The sequence below is a fragment of the uncultured Streptococcus sp. genome (assembly GCF_963545685.1).
GTDB lineage: Bacteria > Bacillota > Bacilli > Lactobacillales > Streptococcaceae > Streptococcus.
In genome coordinates this window covers 1-11295 of record NZ_CAUUKN010000047.1, presented here as the reverse complement: position 1 = coordinate 11295, position 11295 = coordinate 1, and the positions used below count along the sequence as shown (strand labels likewise).

Genomic DNA, 11295 nt, shown 5'->3' with positions numbered 1-11295 from the left:
AAACTGGCCTCATGAATGTGTTTTTCTTGTGTCCCATTATAAGGGTGCAGTGCCGAAACTAGGTTCTTTTTTTCTTTAGTCAGTAAAGAGAATAAGGCCCTAAATCAGTAAACAGAATAAGGCCATATATGACTTGGTAACTGTTAGAAAAAAACGCGTGTTAATTTTTCGATAGTATTAGGAAAGAAGTCTTTCTATTTGATTCGTTTTTCGGTATAATATGGTTTGATTAAATGAAAATTAATGAGAACCTACTTTCATGATTTAGAAGTATGCTCACAATTGTAATAAAGAGAATAAGTGAGCAGATTTCTTAATAGCTTTGGGTAAGAGGTGAATAATGAACAAGGTTGTATTTGTTTGTCTGGGAAATATTTGTCGAAGCCCTATGGCGGAGTTTGTAATGAAAGCGCTTGACCAAGATGGGTCTTTGCATATTGAAAGTCGTGCAACTTCTTCTTGGGAACATGGAAATCCAGTTCACCAAGGAACTCAAAAGATTTTAAGGAAATATGAGGTTTCTTTTGATTCTTCCAAAGGTTCACAACAGATAAATCAGTCGGATTTTGAATTCTTTGATCTGATTGTGGGGATGGATGAGTCAAATGTTGAGGATCTTCTACAAGTATCTGCGGGTCGTTATAACGATAAAATTAAGCTCTTTAGACCTGGCGGGGTTCCGGACCCATGGTACACAGGTGATTTTGAAGAAACATACAATTTGGTAACTGCAGGTTGCCAAGAGTGGTTACAGTGGATTAAGGATAGACAATGAATTTTAAACAGCTAAAGAATTTTGATTTCAAAAATATTAATATTGATCGTAATCAATTTGAGCGTATCACGGTAGGGATTATTATTTTATGCGCCCTGTCCTTGTTGTTGGTGACTATAAAAACGCAACATTCTATTAAAATTGATGGGACTAAAATTACCTATAAAGGTCAGATGCAGAACCATCGTTTAAATGGCCAAGGAACTCTGACTTATGATAACGGTGATACCTATACGGGTGGATTTAAAAATGGTTCCTTTAATGGTCAAGGAACTTTTAAATCTCACGAAGGTTGGACTTATGAAGGAGAGTTTAAGTCTGGTCAAGCAGATGGTCAAGGGAAATTGACTACTGAAAATAAGGCTATCTACAAAGGAAAATTTAAACAAGGGATTTTTAAAGGATGAGAATTAACTGGTTTTCTTATATTCGTGTGACAGGGCTTCTTTTGGTTCTTGTCTATCATTTCTTCCCAAGTCTTCTTCCTGGAGGCTTCATTGGTGTTGATGTCTTCTTTACTTTTTCAGGCTATCTGATTACGGCACTTTTGATTGATGAAGTATCTAGGACGCATCGCATTGATTATCTTGGTTTTATGCGACGACGCTTTTACCGTATAGTGCCACCACTCGTACTGATGGTTCTTATCTGTACCCCTTTAGCGCTCTTGGTTCGAAATGATTTCATTGCAGGCATCGGGCGTCAAATCACCTCTGTTATTGGTTTTGTAACTAACTATTATGAAATTTTAACTGGGGGGAATTATGAGAATCAGTTTAACCAGCATATCTACCTCCACACATGGAGTCTGGCTATTGAGGTTCATTATTATATTCTCTGGGGTGCCTTGCTTTGGTTCCTGGCAAAGCGTGTTAAGCATCAAAATCAATTTAGAAGCTTAGTTTTCATGGTATCTCTTACCTGCTTTACGCTGAGTTTCCTCTCAATGTTTATTAGTGCTTTCTTTGTTGATAATTTTTCCCGTTTGTATTTTTCTTCAATTACGCATGCTTATCCTTTCTTTTTAGGTTCGCTATTTGCAACGCTTTCAGGTGTACATGAGACGACTGCTAGGTTCAAGAAAAATATTAGACTTTGGGATTTGAAAAAGACAGTCCTATATATGGTTGGTAGCTTTGCTCTGCTCTTGCTGTTGGGCTTAGTCCTTCATTTTGAAGAACGTATTACCTATCTATTTGGATTTGTTTTGGCTAGTTTGTTTACAGCTGTCATGATTTACTCTGCACGTATTCTCCATGAGAAGTTACCTGGTAAATCAGAGCCTGCTTTTATTAGTTATTTAGCGGATATCAGCTACAGCGTCTATTTGTTCCACTGGCCACTATATATTATCTTTAGCCAATTAACCAATAATATCATTGCAGTCATACTGACAACAATTTTGTCAATCGTTTTTGCGACACTTTCCTATCATATAATAGAGCCGTTTATTGCAGGAAGAAAGTCAAGTCTCTTTGGAATAGATTTGGACTTGACACCTTACCGACATATTGTGCTATATATCTTCAGTGGGCTCACCTTGATTACAGTGCTTATTTCTCTCTTTGCACCAGCTATTGGAGACTTTGAGAAAGACTTGGTAGCTAACGGATTGTCACAAGCTCAGACTAAGATGAAATTAACACGTACCAATGCTGAAAATAGTCAAGCTACCTCTTTTGACGTGAATGAAGGAGTGACAATTCTAGGAGACTCCGTTGCTCTTAGGGCAAAAGATCAGATTGAATCAAGTATTGATAATGTCGCTATAGATGCAGTAGTCGGCCGTAATTTATCAACAATCAATGACTTACTTAAAGATTACGCGGATAGTAACGCTCTTACGAAGAATGTTGTTATTGCTGGTGGTGTTAATGAGATTGATGACTACAAAGGTGTTATTAATAAAATCATCAAGAATTTACCTAAAGGTCACCGTATTATCTTTGTGACACCATACAATGGTAGTAAGTCTGGGAGTGAAGCTGAATCTCTAGTTCAGTTACGTAAGTATCAGTTAGAGATGGCTAAGAAATATGACTTTGTGACGGTTGCTGATTGGTATCAAGTTGCTAAAGAAAATATTTCTATCTGGAATGGTACAGATGGGGTTCACTTTGGATCTGATAGTGACTCTATTAACCGTGGTGCTAAGCTCTATGCCAATACAATCAAAGAGGCTATCGCGGAAGCAAATAAGAAACCTGTTAAGGGTGGTAAATAATAATAAAGAGAGAAGGCAAGACTTGTCTTCTTTTTTGTGGACAAATTTTGACTCAGTTTTTTGTTTTGTGCTAAAATAAGCCTATGGCAAGAATATTAGATAATGATTTACTAGGGGATGAAGAGTACGTTGAACGTACCCTTCGCCCTCAGTACTTTAAGGAATATATTGGTCAGGATAAGGTTAAGGACCAATTAAAAATTTTTATAGAAGCAGCTAAACTCCGTGATGAGGCTCTAGATCATACCCTTTTGTTTGGCCCGCCTGGTTTGGGTAAAACGACTATGGCGTTTGTAATCGCCAATGAGATGGGAGTGAATTTGAAGCAAACGTCTGGGCCGGCAATTGAAAAGGCTGGTGATTTAGTTGCCATACTCAATGACTTGGAGCCTGGGGACATCTTGTTTATTGATGAGATTCATCGTATGCCTATGGCAGTGGAAGAAGTTCTTTATAGTGCGATGGAGGATTACTACATCGATATCATGATTGGAGCAGGTGAAACAAGTCGAAGTGTTCACCTGGACCTACCTCCCTTCACTTTGGTTGGTGCGACCACACGAGCAGGTATGTTATCAAATCCTTTGAGAGCCCGCTTTGGGATTAATGGTCATATGGAATATTATGAGTTACCTGATTTGACAGAGATTGTAGAACGTACTTCGGAAATCTTTGAAATGACAATAACACCAGAGGCCGCCTTGGAATTAGCACGGCGTAGTCGCGGAACACCACGTATTGCCAACCGCCTACTTAAGCGCGTGCGAGACTATGCTCAAATCATGGGTGATGGTATCATTGACGATAAGATTGCAGATAAGGCCTTGACTATGCTAGATGTAGATCATGAAGGGTTAGACTACGTTGACCAAAAAATCCTTCGAACGATGATTGAGATGTATGGGGGAGGCCCCGTTGGCTTAGGTACTTTATCAGTTAATATTTCTGAAGAGCGAGAAACAGTAGAAGATATGTATGAACCCTACCTAATTCAAAAAGGTTTCATTATGCGTACACGAACAGGACGTGTGGCAACTGCAAAAGCATATGAGCATATGGGATATGACTACACTCAAGATAATTAATCAAAAATCCATCTAGAAAGGTGGGTTTTTGATTTAGTTGAAAAGTAAAATAAAAAAAGGTAAAAAATTTCAAAAAACCCTTGCAATGAATGGGTTCTTCTGTTATTATATTATGGTGCTGTAAAAACAGCGCTTAGCTATGATACAAGAGGTTGCGACACGCCTGGTTGCACTGCCACGCAATCCGTGTTGGTTTTCTTGAGGAGCTAGCCTATTATCTTAAATAGACGAAAGAGGAGAAAAAATGGCAAACAAAAAAATTCGTATCCGTTTGAAAGCTTACGAACACCGTACGCTTGATACAGCGGCTGAAAAAATCGTAGAAACTGCAACTCGCACTGGTGCGACAGTTGCTGGACCAGTTCCACTTCCAACTGAACGTAGTCTCTACACAATTATTCGTGCGACTCACAAATATAAAGATTCTCGCGAACAATTTGAAATGCGTACACACAAACGTCTCATCGACATCATCAACCCAACTCAAAAAACAGTTGACGCTTTGATGAAACTTGATCTTCCAAGTGGTGTGAACGTCGAAATCAAACTTTAATTCAAAGCTTGATTCATTGAGCATAAAAAACGCTCGTTAAAAACTTTTTGAAATACATTAAAGTAAAGGAAATATTTTCTCATGACAAAAGGAATCTTAGGGAAAAAAGTGGGAATGACTCAAATCTTCACTGAAGCTGGCGAATTAATCCCTGTAACTGTTGTTGAAGCAGCTCCAAACGTTGTTCTTCAAGTTAAAACAGTTGAAACAGATGGTTACAACGCAGTTCAAGTTGGTTTTGATGACCTTCGTGACGTATTGAGCAACAAACCTGCCAAAGGCCATGTAGCGAAAGCTAACACAGCTCCTAAGCGCTTCATTCGTGAATTCAAAAACATTGAAGGCTTGGAAGTTGGATCAGAAATCACTGTTGACACATTCGAAGCTGGAGACGTTGTTGATGTAACTGGTACTTCAAAAGGTAAAGGTTTCCAAGGTGTTATCAAACGCCACGGTCAATCACGCGGACCTATGGCTCACGGTTCTCGTTACCACCGTCGTCCAGGTTCAATGGGACCTGTAGCGCCTAACCGTGTTTTCAAAAATAAACACTTGGCAGGACGTATGGGTGGCAACCGTGTGACAATTCAAAACCTTGAAGTTGTACAAGTTATCCCAGAGAAAAACGTTATCCTTATCAAAGGTAACGTACCAGGTGCTAAGAAATCTCTTATCACTATCAAATCAGCAGTTAAATCTGCTAAATAATAAGAAAGGAGAAATCAGTTAAAAATGGCAAACGTAAAACTATTTGACCAAACTGGTAAAGAAGTTAGCTCAGTTGAACTTAACGACGCTATCTTCGGTATCGAACCAAACGAATCAGTAGTATTTGATGTCGTAATCAGCCAACGCGCTAGCCTTCGCCAAGGTACTCATGCGGTTAAAAACCGTTCAGCAGTATCAGGCGGTGGACGTAAACCATGGCGTCAAAAAGGAACTGGACGTGCTCGTCAAGGTTCTATCCGCTCACCACAATGGCGTGGTGGTGGTGTTGTCTTCGGACCAACTCCACGTTCTTACGGATACAAACTTCCACAAAAAGTTCGTCGCCTTGCATTGAAATCTGTATACTCAGCTAAAGTTGCAGAAGATAAATTTGTAGCGGTTGAAGCTCTTTCATTTGCGGCTCCAAAAACTGCTGAATTCGCAAACGTTCTTTCAGCTCTTAGCATCGATTCTAAAGTACTTGTTATCGTTGAAGAAGGAAACAAATTCGCTGAACTTTCAGCACGTAACCTTGCAAACGTAACTGTTGCAACTCCTGCAACTGCAAGCGTACTTGACATCGTAAACGCAGATAAACTTCTTGTTACTAAAGAAGCTATCTCATCAATCGAGGAGGTTCTTGCATAATGAATTTGTATGACGTAATCAAAAAACCTGTTATCACTGAGAAATCTATGATTGCTCTTGAAGCAGGAAAATACACTTTCGAAGTTGATACACGTGCACACAAACTCTTGATCAAACAAGCAGTTGAAGCTGCATTTGAAGGTGTTAAAGTTGCTAGCGTGAACACTGTAACTGTTAAACCAAAACAAAAACGTGTAGGACGTTACACTGGTTTCACTTCAAAAACTAAAAAAGCTATCATCACTCTTACAGCTGATTCTAAAGCAATCGAGTTGTTTGCAGCTGAAGCTGAATAATCAAAGGAGAAATTAACGTGGGTATTAAAGTTTATAAACCAACGACAAATGGCCGTCGTAACATGACTTCTTTGGATTTCGCAGAAATCACTACAAGCACTCCTGAAAAATCATTGCTTGTTTCTCTTAAGAACAAAGCTGGTCGTAACAACAACGGTCGTATCACAGTACGTCACCAAGGTGGCGGACACAAACGCCACTACCGTTTGATTGACTTCAAACGTAACAAAGATGGCGTTGAAGCGGTTGTTAAAACAATTGAGTATGATCCAAACCGTACTGCAAACATCGCTCTTGTACACTACACTGACGGGGTTAAAGCTTACATCATCGCACCTAAAGGTCTTGAAGTAGGTCAACGTATCGTTTCAGGTCCAGATGCGGATATCAAAGTTGGTAACGCTCTTCCACTTGCAAACATCCCAGTTGGTACAGTTATCCACAACATTGAGCTTCAACCAGGTAAAGGTGCTGAACTTATCCGTGCCGCTGGTGCTTCTGCTCAAGTTTTGGGTCAGGAAGGTAAATACGTACTTGTTCGTCTTCAATCAGGAGAAGTTCGTATGATTCTTGGAACTTGTCGTGCAACTATCGGTACTGTAGGTAACGAACAACAATCACTTATCAACCTTGGTAAAGCTGGTCGTAATCGCTGGAAAGGTGTTCGCCCAACAGTTCGTGGTTCTGTAATGAACCCTAACGATCACCCACACGGTGGTGGTGAAGGTAAAGCACCAGTTGGACGTAAAGCGCCATCTACTCCATGGGGTAAACCTGCGCTTGGTCTTAAAACTCGTAACAAGAAAGCTAAATCTGACAAACTTATCGTTCGTCGTCGTAACGAAAAATAAGTTAGTCGCTTAGCACATTACATCCGCCAACTCGGTAGCACTTCTTAGTGCAAGCCGCTGTGGTACATTCAATTTAAAGGAGAAAACTACAAAATGGGACGTAGTCTTAAAAAAGGACCTTTCGTCGATGAGCATTTGATGAAAAAAGTTGAAGCTCAAGCAAATGACGAAAAGAAAAAAGTAATTAAAACTTGGTCACGTCGTTCAACGATTTTCCCAAGTTTCATCGGATACACTATCGCAGTTTATGATGGACGTAAACACGTTCCTGTTTACATCCAAGAAGACATGGTAGGTCACAAACTTGGTGAATTTGCACCAACTCGTACTTACAAAGGTCACGCAGCTGACGATAAGAAAACACGTCGTTAATAGGAGGAGGACACAATGGCAGAAATTACTTCAGCTAAAGCAATGGCTCGTACAGTGCGTGTTTCACCTCGTAAAACACGTCTTGTTCTTGATCTTATCCGTGGTAAGAACGTTGCTGATGCAATCGCAATCTTGAAATTCACTCCAAACAAAGCAGCTCGCATTGTTGAGAAAACTCTTAACTCTGCTATCGCTAACGCAGAAAACAACTTTGGTTTGGAAAAAGCTAACTTGGTAGTATCTGAAACATTCGCAAACGAAGGACCAACAATGAAACGTTTCCGTCCACGTGCGAAAGGTTCAGCTTCACCAATCAACAAACGCACAACTCACGTAACAGTAGTTGTGTCAGAAAAATAAGGAGGTAAACTCGTGGGTCAAAAAGTACATCCAATTGGTATGCGTGTCGGGATCATCCGTGACTGGGATGCGAAATGGTATGCTGAAAAAGAATACGCAGATTACCTTCACGAAGATTTGGCAATCCGCAAATTTATTCAAAAAGAACTTGCAGACGCTTCAGTTTCAACTATTGAAATCGAACGTGCTGTAAACAAAGTTATTGTTTCACTTCACACTGCTAAGCCAGGTATGGTTATCGGTAAAGGTGGATCAAACGTTGATGCTCTTCGCGCTCAACTTAATAAATTGACTGGAAAACAAGTTCACATCAACATCGTTGAAATCAAAAAACCTGATTTGGACGCTCACCTTGTTGGTGAAACTATTGCTCGTCAACTTGAGCAACGTGTTGCTTTCCGTCGTGCACAAAAACAAGCTATCCAACGTGCAATGCGTGCTGGAGCTAAAGGGATCAAAACTCAAGTATCAGGTCGTTTGAACGGTGCAGATATCGCCCGTGCAGAAGGATACTCAGAAGGTACAGTTCCACTTCACACACTTCGCGCTGATATCGATTACGCTTGGGAAGAAGCTGACACAACTTACGGTAAACTTGGTGTTAAAGTTTGGATCTACCGTGGAGAAGTTCTTCCAGCTCGTAAAAACACTAAAGGAGGCAAATAACAAATGTTAGTACCTAAACGTGTTAAACACCGTCGTGAATTCCGTGGAAAAATGCGCGGTGAAGCTAAAGGTGGAAAAGAAGTAGCATTCGGTGAATACGGTCTTCAAGCTACAACTAGCCACTGGATCACTAACCGCCAAATCGAAGCTGCTCGTATTGCCATGACTCGTTACATGAAACGTGGTGGTAAGGTTTGGATTAAAATCTTCCCACACAAATCATACACTGCTAAAGCTATCGGTGTACGTATGGGTTCTGGTAAAGGGGCACCTGAAGGTTGGGTAGCACCAGTTAAACGTGGTAAAGTAATGTTTGAAGTTGCTGGTGTATCTGAAGAGATCGCTCGCGAAGCGCTTCGTCTTGCAAGCCACAAATTGCCAGTTAAATGTAAATTCGTAAAACGTGAAGCAGAATAAGGAGAAGACATGAAACTTGAAGAAATCAAAAAGTTTGTTGCTGAGCTTCGTGGCTTGTCTCAAGAAGAGCTTGCTAAAAAAGAAAACGAACTTAAGAAAGAACTTTTCGACCTTCGTTTCCAAGCTGCAGCAGGTCAACTTGATCAAACTGCCCGTTTGAATGAAGTGAAAAAACAAATTGCACGTGTTAAAACTGTGCAATCTGAAATCAAATAATAGATTGGGAAAGGAGCAATTCTAATAATGGAACGTAATCAACGTAAAACCCTTGTTGGACGCGTAGTATCTGACAAGATGGATAAAACAATCACAGTTGTAGTTGAAACTAAACGTAACCACCCAGTCTATGGTAAACGTATCAACTATTCTAAAAAATACAAAGCACATGATGAAAACAACGTTGCTAAAGAAGGCGATATCGTTCGTATCATGGAAACTCGTCCACTTTCAGCTACAAAACGCTTCCGTCTTGTAGAAGTTGTGGAAGAAGCTGTTATTATCTAATAAAACTAAAAGGAGACAATTGAAATGATTCAACAAGAAAGTCGCTTAAAAGTTGCTGATAATAGCGGTGCTCGTGAAATCTTGACTATCAAAGTTCTTGGTGGTTCAGGACGTAAATTCGCTAACATCGGCGACGTTATCGTTGCAACTGTAAAACAAGCTACACCAGGTGGAGCTGTTAAAAAAGGTGATGTTGTTAAAGCTGTTATCGTTCGTACAAAAACTGGTGCTCGCCGTCCAGACGGTTCATACATCAAGTTTGATGACAACGCTGCAGTAATCATCCGCGATGACAAAACTCCTCGTGGAACTCGTATCTTTGGCCCTGTTGCACGTGAATTGCGTGAAGGTGGATACATGCGTATCGTATCTTTGGCGCCAGAAGTACTTTAATCTGAATTAACACAAACTTAGTCCCCTGATTTATTCAGGGTGCCCATTAGGGCGTAAGAAATAATAGGAGAAATACTCAAATGTTTGTAAAAAAAGGCGATAAAGTTCGCGTTATTGCTGGTAAAGACAAAGGAACTGAAGCAGTAGTTCTTAAGGCTCTTCCAAAAGTAAACAAAGTTGTTGTTGAAGGTGTTGCGATCATTAAAAAACACCAAAAACCATCAACTGAAAACCCTCAAGGTGCTATCGTGGAAAAAGAAGCACCAATCCACGCTTCAAACGTTCAAGTTCTTGACAAGAATGGTGTAGCTGGACGTGTAGGTTACAAAGTTGTTGACGGCAAGAAAGTTCGTTACAACAAAAAATCAGGCGAAGTGCTTGACTAATCACGAAGGAAAGGAGAAAGTATTAAATGGCTAACCGTCTTAAAGAAAAATACACTAACGAAGTAATTCCAGCTTTGACTGAACAATTTAACTATTCTTCAGTTATGGCTGTGCCAAAAGTTGATAAAATTGTTATCAACATGGGTGTTGGTGAAGCTGTAAACAACGCTAAAACTCTTGAAAAAGCTGCTGCTGAGTTGGCACTTATTTCAGGTCAAAAACCATTGATTACTAAAGCTAAGAAATCAATCGCTGGCTTCCGTCTTCGTGAAGGTGTAGCGATCGGTGCTAAAGTTACCCTTCGTGGTGAACGCATGTACGAATTCTTGGATAAATTGGTGTCAGTTTCACTTCCACGTGTTCGTGACTTCCATGGTGTTCCAACTAAATCATTTGATGGACGTGGTAACTATACACTTGGTGTTAAAGAACAACTTATCTTCCCAGAAATCAACTTCGACGATGTTGATAAAGTACGTGGTATGGATATCGTTATCGTAACTACTGCTAACACTGACGAAGAAGGTCGTGAATTGCTTAAAGGCCTTGGAATGCCTTTTGCAAAATAATCTAGGAGGTAAATAAATTGGCTAAAAAATCTATGATTGCTAAGAACAAACGCCCTGCGAAGTTCTCTACGCAAGCTTACACTCGTTGCGAACGTTGTGGACGTCCACACTCAGTTTATCGCAAATTTAAACTTTGCCGTGTTTGCTTCCGTGAATTGGCTTACAAAGGTCAAATTCCAGGTGTTACCAAAGCTTCTTGGTAAAATTATGATTCATTCAAGTTAGACCTTTCTAAGTTGAATGTATAAAACACAAACTGAGCCTAGCTCAATCATTAACTAGCAAGTGAATTATTCAAACTACTAGTAAGAGGAGAAAATATAAAATGGTTATGACTGACCCAATTGCAGATTTCTTGACACGTATTCGTAACGCTAACCAAGCTAAGCACGAAGTACTTGAAGTACCTGCATCAAACATTAAAAAAGGTATTGCTGAAATCCTTAAACGTGAAGGTTTTGTAAAAAACGTTGAAGTTATTGAAGATG

The 11295-nt window shown here is 39.9% G+C and carries 20 protein-coding genes; all 20 read left to right on the top strand.

Annotated elements, in window-relative coordinates; all coding sequences use genetic code 11:
* The first annotated feature begins 340 nt into the window (after positions 1-340).
* Positions 341-775, top strand: coding sequence for a low molecular weight protein-tyrosine-phosphatase (locus tag RWZ99_RS07690; RefSeq protein ID WP_314677717.1), 435 nt, complete (start codon positions 341-343; stop codon positions 773-775).
* Positions 772-1182: a hypothetical protein gene (locus RWZ99_RS07685; protein WP_314677715.1), complete on the top strand. Its 411-nt coding sequence runs from the start codon at positions 772-774 to the stop codon at positions 1180-1182. The genes RWZ99_RS07690 and RWZ99_RS07685 overlap by 4 nt, the downstream gene beginning before the upstream one ends.
* Entirely contained in the window at positions 1179-2999 is a 1821-nt protein-coding gene (locus RWZ99_RS07680; RefSeq protein ID WP_314677713.1) for an acyltransferase family protein, read from the top strand. Before RWZ99_RS07685 ends, RWZ99_RS07680 begins: the two co-directional genes overlap by 4 nt.
* An 83-nt stretch (positions 3000-3082) precedes the next feature.
* Entirely contained in the window at positions 3083-4084 is a 1002-nt protein-coding gene (ruvB, locus tag RWZ99_RS07675) for a Holliday junction branch migration DNA helicase RuvB (RefSeq protein WP_314677711.1), read from the top strand.
* 244 nt (positions 4085-4328) lie between these two features.
* The gene (rpsJ, locus tag RWZ99_RS07670; RefSeq protein ID WP_002885653.1) at positions 4329-4637 is read left to right on the top strand and encodes a 30S ribosomal protein S10; all 309 of its coding nucleotides are present in this window, start codon (positions 4329-4331) and stop codon (positions 4635-4637) included.
* An 81-nt stretch (positions 4638-4718) separates the two neighbouring features.
* Positions 4719-5345: a 50S ribosomal protein L3 gene (gene rplC, locus RWZ99_RS07665; protein WP_314677709.1), complete on the top strand. Its 627-nt coding sequence runs from the start codon at positions 4719-4721 to the stop codon at positions 5343-5345.
* Between the two features lie 24 nt (positions 5346-5369).
* Positions 5370-5993, top strand: a complete 624-nt coding sequence (gene rplD, locus RWZ99_RS07660; RefSeq protein ID WP_288588929.1) for a 50S ribosomal protein L4 — start codon at positions 5370-5372, stop codon at positions 5991-5993.
* Complete coding sequence (locus RWZ99_RS07655) at positions 5993-6289, top strand: 50S ribosomal protein L23 (RefSeq protein ID WP_002887066.1); 297 nt, start codon at positions 5993-5995, stop codon at positions 6287-6289. The genes rplD and RWZ99_RS07655 overlap by 1 nt, the downstream gene beginning before the upstream one ends.
* 17 nt (positions 6290-6306) lie before the next feature.
* Positions 6307-7140, top strand: coding sequence for a 50S ribosomal protein L2 (rplB, locus tag RWZ99_RS07650; protein WP_314677704.1), 834 nt, complete (start codon positions 6307-6309; stop codon positions 7138-7140).
* A gap of 93 nt (positions 7141-7233) precedes the next feature.
* The gene (rpsS, locus tag RWZ99_RS07645) at positions 7234-7512 is read left to right on the top strand and encodes a 30S ribosomal protein S19 (protein ID WP_000533765.1); all 279 of its coding nucleotides are present in this window, start codon (positions 7234-7236) and stop codon (positions 7510-7512) included.
* 15 nt (positions 7513-7527) lie between these two features.
* Complete coding sequence (rplV, locus tag RWZ99_RS07640) at positions 7528-7872, top strand: 50S ribosomal protein L22 (RefSeq protein ID WP_002887063.1); 345 nt, start codon at positions 7528-7530, stop codon at positions 7870-7872.
* A gap of 12 nt (positions 7873-7884) precedes the next feature.
* Entirely contained in the window at positions 7885-8538 is a 654-nt protein-coding gene (gene rpsC, locus RWZ99_RS07635; RefSeq protein ID WP_002885727.1) for a 30S ribosomal protein S3, read from the top strand.
* Between the two features lie 3 nt (positions 8539-8541).
* A complete protein-coding gene (gene rplP / locus RWZ99_RS07630) occupies positions 8542-8955 on the top strand; it encodes a 50S ribosomal protein L16 (RefSeq protein ID WP_000960948.1) in 414 nt (137 codons plus the stop codon).
* Between the two features lie 9 nt (positions 8956-8964).
* Positions 8965-9171, top strand: coding sequence for a 50S ribosomal protein L29 (gene rpmC / locus RWZ99_RS07625; protein WP_002885754.1), 207 nt, complete (start codon positions 8965-8967; stop codon positions 9169-9171).
* 27 nt (positions 9172-9198) lie between these two features.
* The gene (gene rpsQ / locus RWZ99_RS07620; protein WP_002885836.1) at positions 9199-9459 is read left to right on the top strand and encodes a 30S ribosomal protein S17; all 261 of its coding nucleotides are present in this window, start codon (positions 9199-9201) and stop codon (positions 9457-9459) included.
* 24 nt (positions 9460-9483) lie between these two features.
* Complete coding sequence (gene rplN, locus RWZ99_RS07615) at positions 9484-9852, top strand: 50S ribosomal protein L14 (protein ID WP_002885711.1); 369 nt, start codon at positions 9484-9486, stop codon at positions 9850-9852.
* 80 nt (positions 9853-9932) lie between these two features.
* Positions 9933-10238, top strand: coding sequence for a 50S ribosomal protein L24 (rplX, locus tag RWZ99_RS07610; protein ID WP_002946158.1), 306 nt, complete (start codon positions 9933-9935; stop codon positions 10236-10238).
* Between the two features lie 26 nt (positions 10239-10264).
* Positions 10265-10807, top strand: a complete 543-nt coding sequence (gene rplE, locus RWZ99_RS07605; RefSeq protein WP_314677618.1) for a 50S ribosomal protein L5 — start codon at positions 10265-10267, stop codon at positions 10805-10807.
* A gap of 17 nt (positions 10808-10824) precedes the next feature.
* Positions 10825-11010, top strand: coding sequence for a type Z 30S ribosomal protein S14 (locus RWZ99_RS07600; RefSeq protein WP_001085699.1), 186 nt, complete (start codon positions 10825-10827; stop codon positions 11008-11010).
* 122 nt (positions 11011-11132) lie between these two features.
* Positions 11133-11295: 30S ribosomal protein S8 (gene rpsH / locus RWZ99_RS07595; RefSeq protein ID WP_314677719.1), on the top strand; the 163-nt coding region annotated here is incomplete at its 3' end.